The sequence below is a fragment of the Janibacter indicus genome (genome assembly GCF_900176385.1).
GTDB lineage: Bacteria > Actinomycetota > Actinomycetes > Actinomycetales > Dermatophilaceae > Janibacter > Janibacter indicus.
The window spans coordinates 23803-38098 of record NZ_FWXN01000002.1 but is presented as its reverse complement, the minus strand read 5'-3'; the positions used below and the strand labels follow the sequence as shown (position 1 = coordinate 38098).

The 14296-nt window shown below is 71.4% G+C and carries 15 protein-coding genes; 4 read left to right on the top strand and 11 right to left on the bottom strand.

All coding sequences use genetic code 11. From position 1 onward, the window contains the following. Positions 1 to 98: 98 nt before the first annotated feature. The 4 genes from B9B60_RS01980 to B9B60_RS01965 all read right to left on the bottom strand — a co-directional run bounded on the left by B9B60_RS01980 (position 99) and on the right by B9B60_RS01965 (position 3490). On the bottom strand, positions 99 to 584 hold the full coding sequence (locus B9B60_RS01980; protein WP_084449634.1) for an ASCH domain-containing protein: 486 nt from the start codon (positions 582 to 584) through the stop codon (positions 99 to 101). A 19-nt stretch (positions 585 to 603) separates the two neighbouring features. Then, positions 604 to 1110: a bactofilin family protein gene (locus B9B60_RS01975; RefSeq protein ID WP_084449633.1), complete on the bottom strand. Its 507-nt coding sequence runs from the start codon at positions 1108 to 1110 to the stop codon at positions 604 to 606. A gap of 539 nt (positions 1111 to 1649) precedes the next feature. Further along, positions 1650 to 2351: a M57 family metalloprotease gene (locus B9B60_RS01970; RefSeq protein WP_234993698.1), complete on the bottom strand. Its 702-nt coding sequence runs from the start codon at positions 2349 to 2351 to the stop codon at positions 1650 to 1652. 146 nt (positions 2352 to 2497) lie between these two features. Further along, complete coding sequence (locus tag B9B60_RS01965) at positions 2498 to 3490, bottom strand: LLM class flavin-dependent oxidoreductase (protein ID WP_084449884.1); 993 nt, start codon at positions 3488 to 3490, stop codon at positions 2498 to 2500. 95 nt (positions 3491 to 3585) lie between these two features. Here B9B60_RS01965 and B9B60_RS01960 point away from each other — a divergent pair, with 95 nt between their 5' ends. The 3 genes from B9B60_RS01960 (at position 3586) to B9B60_RS01950 (ending at position 5441) form a co-directional block, all read left to right on the top strand. After that, entirely contained in the window at positions 3586 to 4305 is a 720-nt protein-coding gene (locus B9B60_RS01960) for a SprT-like domain-containing protein (RefSeq protein WP_234993697.1), read from the top strand. A 118-nt stretch (positions 4306 to 4423) separates the two neighbouring features. Beyond that, positions 4424 to 4645 (top strand): mycoredoxin, encoded by a 222-nt coding sequence (locus tag B9B60_RS01955; protein ID WP_072626379.1) that lies wholly within the window; start codon positions 4424 to 4426, stop codon positions 4643 to 4645. A 1-nt stretch (position 4646) separates the two neighbouring features. Then, positions 4647 to 5441: a GTPase domain-containing protein gene (locus B9B60_RS01950; protein WP_084449632.1), complete on the top strand. Its 795-nt coding sequence runs from the start codon at positions 4647 to 4649 to the stop codon at positions 5439 to 5441. A gap of 21 nt (positions 5442 to 5462) precedes the next feature. Here the strand turns inward: B9B60_RS01950 and B9B60_RS01945 are convergent, their stop codons facing one another. From B9B60_RS01945 to B9B60_RS01925, 5 genes are read right to left on the bottom strand one after another with little or no spacing between them, the layout of a single operon-like run. Further along, positions 5463 to 6731: an SAM-dependent methyltransferase gene (locus B9B60_RS01945; RefSeq protein ID WP_143445394.1), complete on the bottom strand. Its 1269-nt coding sequence runs from the start codon at positions 6729 to 6731 to the stop codon at positions 5463 to 5465. Further along, positions 6728 to 8110: an FAD-binding oxidoreductase gene (locus tag B9B60_RS01940; protein ID WP_084449882.1), complete on the bottom strand. Its 1383-nt coding sequence runs from the start codon at positions 8108 to 8110 to the stop codon at positions 6728 to 6730. The genes B9B60_RS01945 and B9B60_RS01940 overlap by 4 nt, the downstream gene beginning before the upstream one ends. Positions 8111 to 8141: 31 nt before the next feature. Next, complete coding sequence (locus B9B60_RS01935) at positions 8142 to 8912, bottom strand: alpha/beta hydrolase (RefSeq protein WP_084449631.1); 771 nt, start codon at positions 8910 to 8912, stop codon at positions 8142 to 8144. Continuing rightward, positions 8912 to 10168, bottom strand: coding sequence for a glutaminase (locus B9B60_RS01930; protein ID WP_084449630.1), 1257 nt, complete (start codon positions 10166 to 10168; stop codon positions 8912 to 8914). Before B9B60_RS01930 ends, B9B60_RS01935 begins: the two co-directional genes overlap by 1 nt. A 43-nt stretch (positions 10169 to 10211) precedes the next feature. Next, positions 10212 to 11054, bottom strand: a complete 843-nt coding sequence (locus B9B60_RS01925) for a MerR family transcriptional regulator (RefSeq protein ID WP_084449629.1) — start codon at positions 11052 to 11054, stop codon at positions 10212 to 10214. A 102-nt stretch (positions 11055 to 11156) separates the two neighbouring features. On the opposite strand from B9B60_RS01925, the gene B9B60_RS01920 reads away from it, so the two are divergent. Then, complete coding sequence (locus B9B60_RS01920; RefSeq protein ID WP_084449628.1) at positions 11157 to 11564, top strand: hypothetical protein; 408 nt, start codon at positions 11157 to 11159, stop codon at positions 11562 to 11564. A gap of 3 nt (positions 11565 to 11567) precedes the next feature. Here B9B60_RS01920 and B9B60_RS01915 read toward each other — a convergent pair whose 3' ends face one another. Together B9B60_RS01915 and B9B60_RS01910 are read right to left on the bottom strand one after the other, a co-directional pair. Next, a complete protein-coding gene (locus B9B60_RS01915) occupies positions 11568 to 12785 on the bottom strand; it encodes an endonuclease (protein ID WP_234993696.1) in 1218 nt (405 codons plus the stop codon). A gap of 223 nt (positions 12786 to 13008) precedes the next feature. Next, positions 13009 to 14046, bottom strand: coding sequence for an NAD(P)-dependent alcohol dehydrogenase (locus B9B60_RS01910; protein ID WP_084449627.1), 1038 nt, complete (start codon positions 14044 to 14046; stop codon positions 13009 to 13011). Positions 14047 to 14296 lie beyond the last annotated feature (250 nt).

Below are 14296 nucleotides of genomic sequence, written 5' to 3'. Positions count from 1 at the left end.
ACTGCCCCTTCGCAGGAGTGAGAAACTCTTGCGAAGGGGCAGTTTCTCGGGTGACCCGGGAATCGTGCGGCGAGTGGGACCAGCGCACCCGCCGACGGCTACTCCGCGTGGAGCACCCGCAGCTCCTCCAGCACGACCGGCATGTCCCGGGCGAAGCCCCGGTCGTGGCTCGCGTGCCGGGTGAAGAAGTCCTCGTGCACACGCCGCCAGTACTCCAGCGTCAGGTCGCCCTCGCCCTCGGCGCGGGCGTGCGCGGCGTCGACCTCGTCGAAGGGGACCACCCGCACCCTCGTCGTCACGACGAGGGCCCGTGGGGTACCCGAGCCGTCGACGACGATCCCGAGCGTGCCCTCGGAGGGGACCTCCTCCCCTTCGCTCTCGTAGTCCCACAGGGCGCTGGCGGTCGCCGTCTTGTCGCCCGCGAGGACGAGCCCGAGCAGCTCGTCGGCCTGCTCGGGCGTGGCCCCGAAGCCCCAGGCCGGCGGGCGCAGCACCGCGAGCGGGTTGACCCCGGTGTAGCTGCTGACCTGCGCGAGGTCGGCGTGCTGCTGCGCCCGCTGCCAGAAGGCTTCGATGTCGTCCATCACGACATCGTGTCAGGGATCAGAGGCGACGGCACTGGTCCTCCTTGTTGCCCTTGACGATGTTGCGGGCGCCCTTGGGGGCCGGGCTGTTGCTCTTGCACTGGAGGTTGCCGTCGACGCGGTTGGAGTAGATGTTCTTGTAGCCGGAGCGGTTGCTGAAGACCTGGATGTCGCCGTCGACGATGTTGCGGTTGAGGGTCAGACCGCGACCCTGCTCGAGCTGGATGTTGCCGTTGACGCGCGAGTCCTCGACCTTGACCCACAGGTGGCCCTGGGACTGGATGTTGCCGTCGACGTTGATGCGCGCGGCAGTGAACTTCGCGCCGGACTGGACCTTGATGTTGCCCTTGACGCGGGTGCCGTACATCCGGCAGGTCGCGCCGCGGGGGACAGTGACGTCGTCGACGGTCACGGCACGCAGCGTGCCGCGGCAGGTGCGCTCGTCGGCCGACGCACTCGGTGCGACGACGGCGGTGGCGGTGAGCAGGAGGCCGGCAGCGGCCGCGGAGGAGAGGAAGCGCTTCATGGTGGCGTGCCTTTCGGGCGTCACGGGCCGGCCCCGGCGGCGCGACCTCGTGCCACCGAAGGTAGGCACCGTCGATGAGGCACCCATGAGGCAACGGTGAGGATCCCCTCATCATCCGTTCACCCTCTGGTCGCCGTGCGGCGGGCAGGGGGACCGTGGGCGTCGGCGTGGGCTGGCGTGGCTACGCCGTTGCTCCGTGCCTTGGGTCCGGTCGTCGTGACCCGTGCTGCGGAGCAGCGGCGTACACCGGAGGCCGAGCAGCCGCTACCTGCTCACCCGGGGCGTGCCGGGCCACCACTTCGTCGGGGCACACACCATTGCCCTGCCCGTCGGCTGACGGCGCCGGGACGCAGGACACCCCCTTCGCCCCGGGGAGGAAATCCGGGGCGAAGGGGGTATCCCTTCCCAGGGTGGTTCCCGAGCAGGGGGGGAGGCTCAGGAACCGTAGACCGAGCGGATCCCCTCGCGATCCGCCGCGGTCATGCTCAGGTCGTCGGACGATCCGTTGCACTGCGGGTAGTGCATGATCGACGACGAGTCTAGGGCGTCAGCGGACGCCAGTTGTTGTCCTCGAAGCAGGTGCCGGCCTCGGGCCGGGTGTGCTCGTGACGGAAGCCGAGCGCGTGACCGAGCTCGTGCGCGAGGACGTTCTCCGCGCTCCAGCCGGAGGAGAAGATCTGGTCGGTGTTGACCAGGACGTTGCGGGTGGACTTCGCGGTGCTCGGGAAGAAGGCACGGGCGACGTAGTTGGCGCCGCTCACCGGCTCCACGGAGAAGAGGACGTTGGAGTTGCGCGTGGTGCAGCTGGCGTCCTGGCTGGAGTCGTAGGTGAAGTCGACACCCGAGCTCGCGGCCTCCCACTGGTTGCCACCGGCCTGCATGGCACTGACGATCGCCGCCTTGTCGGACCCGAAGCTGTCGCTGACGCAGTAGGTGAGTTTCTGGGCCTGGCTGGCGCTCCAGATGTCGTCCTTGCCGTAGACCGTGTTGACGATGAGCTGGCTCTCGTACTGCGGGTTGACGAGCTCCTGGTAGAACTCGCGCAGCTGCTTCTCCCCCGCCAGCGGGATGTCACCGTTGACGATGTACTGCCGGTCCGTCGGGTCCTGGTAGGTCTGCGCCTTGTACTCCCGGTAGGTCGGCTCGTCGCTCCCGTCGGCGTAGCCGAGGCTCGCCGCTCCCATGGACAGCGTGGCGGCGAGGCCCAGGACGGTGGCAGCGCGCGTGGTGGTGCGCTTCATGTGGCGTTCCCTTCAGCAACCCGGCGGCACGGTCGTGTCGCCTTCGTGAGTGGACGCTATGCGCGGCCGTCACCATGACTCCATCCTCGTGCCGTCACGGTTCGGGCAGTCGCCGTCAGGACTTCATCAGGAGGGTCGAAGGGGGGTCAGCTCCCGTTGTCGTCCAGCCCGGCGAGGATCTCGAGGGTCCGGATCCGTTGCGGCAGAAGGGGAGCCGGGTTGGTGACCATGAGCTCGTCGGCGTCGGACAGCGCGGCGAAGTCGGCCAGACCCTGTGCCACCTCGGCCGCGTCCCCGGCGACGGTGTGGGTGAGCATGTGCCGGGCCTGCGCGCCGACGTGGGTGTCGAGCAGCGCCGTCACCATCTCCTCGTCGAGGCCACCCGAGCCGACCCTGCCGGCGAGCATCCGCACGCGGGCCCGCAGCACTCGGTCGCGGGCCTCGGCGGCCTCGGCCGAGTCGTCGGCGGCGATGACGTTGAGCGCGGCGATGACGTGCGGCTGCTGCAGCTGCTCGCTCGGGGTGAAGCGCTCGCGGTAGACGCGCACCGCCTGCTCGAGGGCATCGGGCGCGAAGTGGCTGGCGAAGGCGTAAGGCAGGCCGTAGGCCGCGGCGAGCTGGGCGCCGAAGAGGGAGGAGCCGAGGATGTAGAGCGGCACGCGGGTCCCACGGCCCGGGTAGGCGTGGATGCCCTCGACCGTCGACTCGTCGGCGAGGTAGCCCTGCAGCTCGCGCACGTCCTGGGGGAAGGCCTCGGCGGCACGTGGGTCGGTGCGCAGCGCGCGCAGCGTGGCGCCGTCGGTGCCGGGCGCGCGCCCGAGACCGAGGTCGATGCGGCCCGGGTGGAGCTCGGCGAGGGTGCCGAACTGCTCGGCGATGACGAGCGGCGAGTGGTTGGGCAGCATGACGCCGCCGGAGCCGACGCGGATCCGTCGGGTCTGCGAGGCGACGTGGGCGATGAGCACCGAGGTCGCTGCGGAGGCGATGCTCGACATGTTGTGGTGCTCGGCGAACCACAGTCGCTCGAAGGCACCCAGGTCGTCGGCCCGCTGCGCGAGGGTGACGGTGTCGGCGAGCGCCTCGCTGATCGGCTGGTCGCGGCCCACGGTGGCCAGGTCGAGGAGGGAGAGCTTCGGGATCACACCCGTGGGCAACCGCCTGCACCAGGCACATATTCCCCGGCACGTCGTCCCCAGACCCACCCCGACGAAGGGGGTCGTCCCCAGGTCGTCGCGTGGTCCGGGCGCCCCTCGCCGAGCGCCTACGCTCGGTGCTCATGGAGATCGGGGCGGCGCGCGAGATGGCACGGGGGCTCATGGACGAGCACGGCCTGCAGGGGTGGCAGCTGATCTTCGACCGGGCCAAGCGGCGTGCCGGGGTGTGCCGACCGGGGCAACGGACCATCGGGCTGAGCCGGCCCCTCACCGAGCTGCACGACGTCGCGCAGGTCCGCGACACCGTGCTCCACGAGATCGCCCACGCCCTCGCCGGGCCGGGCGTCGGGCACGGCCCGGCGTGGCGCGCGATCGCGGCGTCGATCGGCGCGGTCCCCGAGCGCTGCCTGCCGACCGAGGCCGGGACCATCCCCGGCGACTGGGTCGGCACCTGCCCTGCCGGGCACACCATCGACCGCCACCGGCGCCCGACCCGCGTCTCCTCGTGCCGTCAGTGCAGCCGCGGCTTCGACCCCGAGGCGATCTTCACGTGGACCCACCACGGGGTGCCCGCGGTCATGCCCCCTTCGTACCAACGCGACCTGGCGACGACGCAGCTGTCGGCCCGCCGCGAGGGCGCCGGGGAGCTCGTCGCCATCGGCGACCGGGTGCGCGTGCTCACCCCGGGGCGCTACGAGGGCTTCGTCGGGGTCGTCGTCAAGCGGGGCCGCACCCGCTTCCACGTGCGCGGCCGAGGGACGCTGCTCACCGTGCCCTTCGACCACGTCGAGGCCGCCTGACGGGGTCGACAGGCCCCCGAGTGCGGGAGATCCGGGCAACTCGTGGTTGGCTGGAGGGGTGAACGTGCGCGAGATCCTGCCCCCCGGCCTCGACCTGCCCGCTGACGGCACGGTGACGATGTTCTCCACGACGTGGTGCGGCTACTGCCGTCGCCTGAAGTCCCAGCTGGACCGTGAGGGCATCGCCTACACCGAGGTCAACATCGAGACCACGCCCGGCACGGCCGAGCTCGTCGAGACGATCAACGGCGGCAACCAGACGGTGCCGACGCTGCTCTTCCCCGACGGGTCGTCCGCGACCAACCCCTCGCTGGCCGACGTCAAGAAGCAGCTCGCCTGACATGGCGCGCATGTCGTCCGCGACCCGGACCGCCGTCGGCACGAGCATCGCCGGTGGGGCGCTCTCCGCGCTGTCGGGGGCGCCGCACCAGCTGAGTCACCTCTTCCGCGGACGCTTCCCGACGGTCGCCGTCACCGGCATGACGGGCGTCGGCAAGACCCGCCTCGCCGACCGCCTGGCCCGCCGCACCTCCGCCGAGAGCACCGTCGAGGTGGGCTCGGCGACGATGGAGCGCCGCACCCGGCGGATGGCCAAGGGCCGCGGCTTCCGCTTCCGCGTCGTCCCCGGCGACAACGCCGCGACCCGGCTGGGCGCGCTCGACGAGGTCTTCCACGACGACCCGGTCGACGGGGTGCTCCACGTCGTCGCCTGGGGGCACGCCACGGCGCGCCGCACCGCCGGGACCTCCGGCGAGGCCGTCGCGACCCGCGAGGAGCTGCTCGCCGCGGAGCTCGAGGACTGGACCATCACCGCACACCGCATCGCCTCGATGGCGCTGCGCCGTGACAAGCCGGTGTGGCTGGTCATCGTCGTCACCAAGGCCGACCTCTTCCCCGACGAGGTCGACGAGGCGGTGCGCTACTACTCCCCCGGCAGCGGCTCCCCCTTCGCCGCCAATCTCGACGAGCTGCGCTCCCTCGCCGGAGGCGCCCGCCTCTCCGTCGACGTGCTGCCGATGTGCACCGAGCCCGGCGAGGCCACCGGCAAGGCGGCCCGCAAGGACGCCGGCAAGCGCTGCAGCGCGATGCTCACCGCCCTCGAGTCGCGCATGGGGCAGCTCTCCGGGCACGCCTGACCGCCCGCCCCCGCTGGCCGGTCAGAAGGTGTGGCGCAGCGGATAACCACTGACGCCCGGGGCGTCCGTCCTGGTCGCCAGCACGTGGGTCAGCTCGATGTCGTGGCGCTCGAAGCCGATCCGTGAGCCCACGAGGTAGAGGCCCCACAGGCGGGCCGTGCCCTCACCGACCTCGGCGACGCACTCGTCCCAGTGCTCGACGAGGTTGTCCACCCAGCCGGCGAGCGTGCGGGCGTAGTGGACCCGGAAGTTCTCCGCGTGCTGCAGCTCCAGCCCCGCGTCCTGCATCCGCGCGATGACCGTGCCCGCACCGGTGAGCTCCCCGTCGGGGAAGACATAGCGGTCGATGAAGGCGCCGGTGCGGGTCGAGCGGTTGTGGTCGCGCGTGATGCAGTGGTTGAGCAGGCGTCCGTGCGGCCGCAGCTTGTCGCGCATCGCCGCGAAGTAGGCCGGGTAGTTGGCCACGCCGATGTGCTCGGTGAGGCCGATCGAGCTGATCGCGTCGAAGTCGCTCTCGGGCACGTCGCGGTAGTCCATGAAGCGCACCTCGGCCAGCTCGCCCAGGCCCTCGCGGTCGATGGCGAGCTTGGCCCAGTCGGCCTGCTCCCGGGAGAGCGTCACGCCGAGCGCCTTGACGCCGTGGTGCTTCGCGGCGTGGCGGACCATGCCACCCCAGCCGCAGCCGACGTCGAGCAGCCGCTGCCCGGGCTGGAGGTCGAGCTTGCGGGCGATGAGCTCGTACTTGTGCTCCTGCGCCTGCTCGAGGGTGGCGTCCGCCGTCGGGTAGACCGCGCACGTGTAGGTCATCGATGGCCCGAGGACCAGCTCGTAGAAGCGGTTGGACACGTCGTAGTGGTGGTGGATGACCTCCGCGTCGCGAGAGCGGCTGTGCCGCAGGCCCTCGACGACCCGGCGCCAGCGCGGTAGGTGCTCCTGCGGCGGGGGCGGCGGGGGGTTGAGGTGCTCCCAGCCGAGCCCGCGCACGAGCTCGAGGGCTTCTGCCGGGCCGGGGACCCGCCACCGGTCGGTGCTGCTCATCAGGTCGAGGAGCGGGTAGAGGTTGCCCGGGTGGAAGCCGGTGCCCGTGAGGTCACCGGCGACCCAGGCCCGCGCCATGCCGAGGTCTCCAGGGGCGGTGAGCAGGTAGCGCAGGCCGCGCTCGGTCCGCAGCTCGAGACCGATCGGCGCATCGGTCGGCCCCGCGGCGCTGCCGTCGTAGGCCGTGACCCGTACCGGCAGGTCGGCGGGGAGGATGCCGGCGAGGGCGTCGGCGATCTTGATCGTGCTCACGGGGTGCGGACCACCTTGTCGTAGAGGTCGGTCAGTCGGCCGGCCGGGTCGTAGCGCCGCCGGACGGCGGCGAGTTGGGCGCCGCCGTAGAGGCGGTCGAAGTCCTCGCGCGTGTAGAAGGCCTCGGAGTAGAGCGACTTGTGCCCGCCGAGGGCGGTCACCTCGGCCTCGATCGCGCGGTTGCGCGGCCCCTCGGGCGCCTCCGGACCGACGTGGACCGTGCCCCAGAAGCCGACGTTGACGTAGGTGCGCCCGGGCTCGAGCGGGTAGCCGGGCCAGGTGCGTGCCCGACCGTCGACCTCCCGCAGACGAAGGGGGCACAGCCACACCGGCCGCATGCCGATCCGCGCGTCGAACCACTCGAGGAAGTCGGCCAGCCGGTCCGTGGGCACCTCGATGTCCTGGATGACCCGCTCCCGGCGTGGTCGCCCGGCGCGTGCGTCGAGCCGGTCGACGATGCCGTGCCGTCGGTCGAGCGCCACGAGCCGGTGGTAGACGTCGGAGCGACGCCAGCCCCTGGGCCACAGCCGTCGCACGAGGGGGTGCTGCACCCCGAAGGCCCCGGAGCACCAGAACCAGTCGGTGTCCCAGCGCCACAGGTAGTCGTGCATCGTCAGCAGGTCGCTCGTGCGCTCGCGCACCGAGCGGTAGTAGATCTGCTGGCCGGTGTAGTCGCTCGTCTCCCCCGGCTCGTCGGTCCACCGCGCGAGGGTCAGGTAGATCTCGTCCGGGGCGAAGGCCACCCCGTCGAGGGCGTCGACCCGCTCCCCGTCGTGCTCGCCGGCAGCGACGATCTCCTCGATCGCGGCGGCGGCCGCGTGCGCGTCGTCGAAGCCCAGGTGCCGCAGTGCGACCCGCGACGGCACCGCCTCGAGCTCGATGTGCAGTCGGGTGGCGTAGCCGAGCGAGCCGTAGGAGTTGGGGAAGGCGTGGAAGAGGTCGGCGTGCTCGCCCTCCGGCCGGGCGGTGACGATCTCGCCCGACCCGGTGAGGACGTCGAGCTCGAGGACCGACTCGTGCGGCAGGCCGTTGCGGAAGCTCGTCGCCTCGATGCCCAGACCGGTCACCGCCCCGCCGAGGGTGATCGTGCGCAGCTGCGGGACGACGAGCGGGATCAGCCCGTGCGGCAGCGTGGCCGCGACGAGGTCCTCGTAGGTGCACATGCCCTGGACCTGGGCGGTCTGCGTCGTCGGGTCGACCTCGATGACCCCCGCGAGCCCCGTGACGTCGAGGCCCGGCACCTCGGTCTGCGCCCGGGGGCGGAAGAGGTTGGACGTGCGCTTGGCGAGCCGGACCGTGGCCCCGTGCGGGATCGCCGCGTGCGAGCGGACCAGTCGCTCGACCGCAGCCTCGTGTGCCTGCCAGCCAATTACCTGCATCGAGCACACAATCTACTCCTCGGGCCGGAGGTCAGGACAGCGGGTTTCGTCCCGCGTCGGTGCTGCCCTCGAGGGCGGCGCCGCCGAGGTCCTGCGTGGCGAATCGGGCGACGACCTCGAGGCACTCGCTCGGCGCCTCCCACAGGTCGTTGTGGGTGCGGCCCGGCACGACGACCCGCTGCGACGACGAGATCCCTCGTGCCAGCTGCTCGCTCATCCCGGGCGGCACGAGGTCGTCGCGCTCGCCGTGGACGAGCAGGGTCGGTACGTCGATCCGCTCGACCAGCGCGTCGGTCTCCCAGCGATCGGGGACCAGCTGCCGCGGGAAGACCCGCACGACCCGCTGCACCATCGCGGTCATCGAGGTGAAGGGCGAGACGAGGACGAGACGCCCGCTCCCCTTCGAGGACCCTCCGTCGTGGAGGAGGCCCTCCGCGGCCAGGTGCGCCGCCACCGACGAGCCGAGCGACTCACCCACGAGCACCGTCCGCTCTGCGCGAAGGGAGAGGTGCGCCAGCCCGTCGCGTGCAGCCGCGAGGATCGCCTCCTGGTGCGGACGTCCCGCCGCCGGGCCGTATCCGGGGTACTCCACGGCCGCGAAGCCGAGGCCGTGCCGGGCGAAGAGCCCGGCGAGCGGGCTGATCGAGGCCAGGTCGGAGCCGTTGCCGTGCAGGTAGACGATCGTGCGACCGCCCGCCGGGGCCGGCGCGTGGACGAGGTGGGCGCCGCCGGGTGTCGTCTCGACGGGCAGGCCGCCCTCGGGGTCCCAGGCCGGGACCGGGTAGATCAGGCGGCGCGGCATCACCGGTCCGCCAGCTGCGGCAGCTCGCGCCCGTCGCCCGGGTCGGGCTGCGGGAGGACGTCGTCGGCGTCGACGAGATAGACCTCGTGACCGTCGAGTCGCAGACGGCGCGCGGTCTCGAGGATCATCCGGCGGCCGACGTCGGTCACCGAGTGCACACCGGTGAGGTCGAGCGCGATGCCCTGCTCCTGCGGCGGGTGCTCGGAGAGCCGGCGCACGACGTGCTCGGCCCCGCTGAAGCCGATCGTGCCGACGAGGTAGTAGACCCGCACCTGCTCGCCGCGGTGCTCGATGACCCGGCTGGACTGGATGACCGACCGGGCGGGCGGCTCGACCTTCATGAGGTGCATGCCCATGTCGCGGGAGAGCCGCTCGAAGGTCTCGACGCCACGCACGCTGTTGCCATGGGCGTCGAGCGGCGGGGCGAACGTCGCCAGACCCGCCTGCCCGGGCATCGCCCCGATGATGCCGCCCCCGACCCCGCTCTTGGCCGGGATGCCGACGGAGGAGACCCAGTCGCCGGCGGAGTCGTACATGCCGCAGGTGAGCATGACCGACATGACGTGGCGGACCTGGGCGCCGGTGAAGACCTGCTTGCCGGTCACCGGCTGCACGCCGCCGTTGGCAAGGGTCGCCGCCATGAGCGCGAGATCGCGCGCGGTGACGAGCACGGCGCACTGGCGTGAGTAGGCGCTCACGACCTCCTCCGCCGAGTCGGTGAGGATGCCGTGGCTACGCAGCATGTGGGCGATGGCCAGGTTGCGGTCGGCGGTGGCGACCTCCGAGCGCCACACGTCCTCGTCGACGGACAGCTCACGACCGGCGAGGTCGGACAGGAGCCGGATGATCCGCTCGACCCGCTCGTGGGGCGCGGTGTCGGGCTCGCCGACGAGGGTGTGGGCGGTGATCGCCCCGGCGTTGATCATCGGGTTGCGCGGGCGGCCACTGGCGTCGAGGGAGAGCTCGTCGAAGGGTTCGCCGCTCGGCTCGACGTCGATCCTCTCCAGGACCTGCTCCAGACCGTGGTCGCGCACGGCCAGCCCGTAGACGAAGGCCTTGGAGATCGACTGGATCGTGAACTCGTGCTCGGCGTCACCGACGGCATAGACCTCGCCGTCGATCGTCGCGAGCGCGATGCCGAAGCGGTCGGGGTCGACCTTCGCCAGCTCGGGGATGTAGGAGGCGGGCTCGCCCCCCTTCGTCGCGGAGCAGGCCTCGGCGACCTCGGTCAGGTAGTCGGGCACGGGAGAGCGCATGTCCCGATCCTGTCAGGCGAGGACGAAGGGGGGCGAGCGTGCGTCACGCCAGCGGCACGCACACCTCGGTGACGAGGTCCTCCGGGGCGGCCTGCGAGGGGTCGACGAGATAGCGGTTGAAGCCGAGGACGGCGATGTCGTCGTCGATGCCGGAGCGCGGGGCGAGGGTCAGCCCCTCGGACCGGACCAGCTCGTCGATGCGGGCATGGGCCTCGCTGATCTGCGTGTACGGCCCCTCGACGCGAGCGAGGACGACCTCCTGCTCAGGCAGCTCGTGCACCTCGAGGGGCGCCTGCGCGGTGGTGCCGGGAGGCACGGGCAACCAGATCGACAGGGTCGGGTCGGCCTCGCGGTACTCGGGGTCGTGCTCGAAGACGCCGCACGGACCGATGGGTGTCAGACCCTGGCGCCCGAGCTCGGGCATGAGCCGCTCCCACAGCCTGCCCTCCTGGTCGTAGGCGGGGACGGTGCCGCGCAGCGCGACGACGGTGCGGGCGGGGACGGTCGTACGGGTGACGGTGATGGTGGACATGGCAGTGCCTTCCTGGTCGAGGAGCTGGTCGATGACTGCCAGCCGCTCCTTGGCCGCGCGCAGCTCGTCGCCGAGGGACTCCCGCTGCAGGGCGAGTGCCTGCCGGTAGCTCTCGGTGCCGTGGGCGGCGAGGAGGACCGAGATGGCGGACACCGTGAAGCCCACGTCGCGGAGCCGCCGCACGTGGGCGGCGTCGGCGAGCTGCTCGGGCGCGTAGCGGCGGTAGCCGGAGGCCGCGACCACGTCGGCGGGCACGAGGATCCCGTGCTCGCCGTAGTGGCGCAGCATCCGCACGCTGAGACGCGACCGGGAGGAGAACTCGCCGATCGACATGAGGTCCGGGGTGTCGGTCATGGGCCCACCCTGTCGCCTCACACGGTGTGAGGGTCAAGGACGCAGTGGAACCGGGACAGGCTCCGACCCGTCCCATCCCCGACAGCGACGACAGGAGCGACCATGACCCGGCGGCACCGCACCCTCACGACGGCCCTCGCCCTCGCGCTGCCCTTGGGCGGGTGCGGGGTGCTCGACCGGGACCAGGAGCCCGTCCCGCTGACGATCACGGCGAGCGACTGGAACGGCTGGGACCCCGACCACCAGTCGACCGACGAGACGACCGATGTCGAGGCGATCGAGGGCCGGACCGTCCGCGTCGACGACGACCTCGAGATCACCTTCACCGACGTCGATGACGACGAGGTGGAGATCCGCACGAGCGACGCGATGTCGCCGGTCAAGGAGGGCGGCGGCATCGACCTGACGACGGACGAGATGGAGTTCACCGTCGAGCGGGGAAGCGCGCTCGAGCTCGCCACGCCGACGATGGACGTGGGCACGACCTACGAGCTGGTGCTCACCGACTGACGGTCACCAGATCGACTCGACCCATTCCGGGTGGTCGATGAAGGGATTGCGGTTGCCCTGCCAGTTGTCGAAGATCCGCTCGTTGCGCCGCTGCTCGAAGGCGTCCGGCGGGTCCTGCTGGCTCCACTGCTTGAGGACCGACAGCCGCCCCATGTACGGGTTGGACCCGTTGTTCACCTGGTCGTTGACCTCGAGGTCCACCCGGTCGCCGGCCTCGTAGCGCACGGCCATGTAGAAGATCATCCGGGCGACGTCACCCTTGACCTCGTCACGCGGCTCCCACGAGTCGCTGTCGGTGTAGTTGCCGGGCGCCTCGTCGTTCTCGCTGCCGCCGTTGTCGAAGTCGAGGTTGCCGCGGTCGCTGTTGACCGTGACGTCGGTGGGGCGCAGGTGGTGCAGGTCGGTGCCCGGGCCGTTGGAGGTGCCGAAGTCGCCGTGGCTCTTGGCCCACACGTGCTCGCGGTTCCAGTTGTCGACGTCGCCGCCGTTGTTGGACTTCGGCGAGCTCGTGCCCTGGTAGAGCAGGACGACGTTGGCGGTGTTCTGCGGGTCCTCGTCGACGTCCTTGATGCCGTCCCAGACCTGGTCGTAGGACAGGGCGGTGTTGTTGCTGATGATGTCGTGCAACTTCGACTTCAGCGCCGAGCCGGTCAGGCCCGCGGTCCCGTCGTAGTAGCTGCCGGGATCGGTGGGCTCGCCCGGCTCACCGGGCTCCTCCGGCTCCTCGGGGGTGGACCCGTCGGCGAGGGCGATGGCGCTCGTGCCGGTCATCCCGGGGTGGGAGAAGTAGCTCTCGAGCGCTCCCGTGACGTCCACCTGCTGGCCGACGAGGTCGGGGTTGGAGGCCAGCCCCCACTGCGAGCGCAGGGCCGACGGTACCTGGACGTAGAGGATCTTCGAGGTGTCGCTCTCCCCCTTCGTCGCCGCGATCGCGATGGCGTAGTCGTTGGGGAAGCCGCTCGTCACGACCCGGTCGGTCGCGGTCGGCTGGCCGACGACGTAGCCGCGGACGGTCTGGGTGGACCCGTCCTGACGCCGAGCGCATCGGTGACCGAGAGCGCCGCGGCGGACTGGACCGCGGCGGCGGTCGTCTGGGTGACGGCCTGCGAAGGGAGGATCGGGACGGCGACGAGGGCGACGGCGGCGGTGGTGCCGGCGAGTCGACGGAGCATGCGGGACACGAGCGGACCTCACGGGGTGGGCGAAGGGGGTCGCGCCCATGTTCGCGACCCCCTTCGGTCCGCGGGTGAACGATAGGTCAGCGCGAGGTCGCAATTCACCCTGCGCTTGCCCTCGACACCCGCTTCGACGCCAACCAGGCGGTCGGCGACGTGGTCCGCGACGTGGCCCCCGGGCGTGCACAAGAGGTCGTCCTGATGCATCTCGTGACGTTCGTCGGCCGCGAGAAGCCCCCACGACGACCTCTTGTGCTCGGGGGTGTGACTCAGATCGTCGCGGCGTCGATGACGAAGCGGTAGCGCACGTCGGAGGCGACGACGCGGTCCCAGGCCTCGTTGACCTTGTCCGCCGGGATGACCTCGATCTTGGCGCCGATGCCCTTGTCGGCGCAGAAGTCGAGCATCTCCTGGGTGCCGGGGATCCCGCCGATGTTGGAGCCGGCGAGCGCCTTGCTGCCTCCGATGAGCGAGAAGACCGGGACCTCGAAGGGCTCGGCCGGGGCGCCGACGTTGACCAGGGTGCCCTCGGGGGCGAGCAGCGACAGGTACCGCTTGATCGGCAGGTCGGCGCTCACGGTGTTGAGGATGAGGTCGAACTTCCCGCGCAGGTCGGTGAAGGTCTCGTCGTCGCTCGTCGCCCGGTAGTCGGTGGCGCCGAGCGCGAGGCCGTCCTCCTGCTTCTTCAGCGACTGCGAGAGCACGGTGACCTCGGCGCCGAGGGCGACGGCCAGCTGGACGCCCATGTGCCCGAGCCCGCCGAGACCGACGACCGCGACCTTGGAGCCCTCGCGCACACCCCAGCGGCGCAGCGGCGTCCACGTCGTGATGCCGGCACACAGCAGGGGGGCGGCGACGTCGAGCTCAAGGCCGTCGGGGATCTTCAGCGCGAAGTCGGCGTCGACGACGACGTGCGTCGAGTAGCCGCCCTGCGTGATCGTGCCGTCGCGATCGGTCGCGTTGTACGTGCCGATCGCGTCGGGGCAGTACTGCTCGTTGCCCGCCCGGCAGGCATCGCACTCCCCGCAGGAGTTCACGAGGCAGCCGACGCCCACGCGGTCACCGACGGCGTGCTTGGTCACCTCGGAGCCGACCTCGGCGACGGTGCCGGCGATCTCGTGGCCGACGACGAGGGGGTACGGCACGTCGCCCCACTCGCCGCGGGCGGTGTGGATGTCGCTGTGGCAGATGCCGGCGTAGGCGATCTCGATGAGGACGTCGTTGGGGCCGACGTCTCGACGCTCGATGGTCGTCGCGGTCAGGGGTTCGGTGGCGGACGGGGCCGCCCAGGCCTTCACGGTGCGCACGGGGCGCTCCTCTCGAGTGGACGAAGGGGGAACCCCCTCAGTCAACTCCTGCTCCCCGCGAGGACCAAACGCGGCCTGCGCCCGGTGGCGCGTCCCCTCGGGCGCTGACGGCTCGAGGCGCGCCGCCCCCTTCGCCACTGGGCGTGGATATCGACGATGGACGGGGTCATTGCCGCGTCCATCGTCGATCACTGCGTCAGGATGTCGAGACGGGACGACAAAGGGCCTTCACTCCGCCCACCATCCGCCT

Excerpts from the sequence above, each read along its gene's own strand:
- B9B60_RS01925 (WP_084449629.1), bottom strand. The coding sequence starts at position 11,054 with ATGACCGACACCCCGGACCTCATGTCGATCGGCGAGTTCTCCTCCCGG.
- B9B60_RS01940 (WP_084449882.1), bottom strand. The coding sequence starts at position 8,110 with ATGCAGGTAATTGGCTGGCAGGCACACGAGGCTGCGGTCGAGCGACTG.
- B9B60_RS01930 (WP_084449630.1), bottom strand. The coding sequence starts at position 10,168 with ATGCGCTCTCCCGTGCCCGACTACCTGACCGAGGTCGCCGAGGCCTGC.
- B9B60_RS01950 (WP_084449632.1), top strand. The coding sequence starts at position 4,647 with ATGGCGCGCATGTCGTCCGCGACCCGGACCGCCGTCGGCACGAGCATC.
- B9B60_RS01970 (WP_234993698.1), bottom strand. The coding sequence starts at position 2,351 with ATGAAGCGCACCACCACGCGCGCTGCCACCGTCCTGGGCCTCGCCGCC.
- B9B60_RS01975 (WP_084449633.1), bottom strand. The coding sequence starts at position 1,110 with ATGAAGCGCTTCCTCTCCTCCGCGGCCGCTGCCGGCCTCCTGCTCACC.
- B9B60_RS01935 (WP_084449631.1), bottom strand. The coding sequence starts at position 8,912 with ATGCCGCGCCGCCTGATCTACCCGGTCCCGGCCTGGGACCCCGAGGGC.
- B9B60_RS01915 (WP_234993696.1), bottom strand. The coding sequence starts at position 12,785 with ATGGGCGCGACCCCCTTCGCCCACCCCGTGAGGTCCGCTCGTGTCCCG.
- B9B60_RS01920 (WP_084449628.1), top strand. The coding sequence starts at position 11,157 with ATGACCCGGCGGCACCGCACCCTCACGACGGCCCTCGCCCTCGCGCTG.
- B9B60_RS01980 (WP_084449634.1), bottom strand. The coding sequence starts at position 584 with ATGGACGACATCGAAGCCTTCTGGCAGCGGGCGCAGCAGCACGCCGAC.
- B9B60_RS01955 (WP_072626379.1), top strand. The coding sequence starts at position 4,424 with ATGTTCTCCACGACGTGGTGCGGCTACTGCCGTCGCCTGAAGTCCCAG.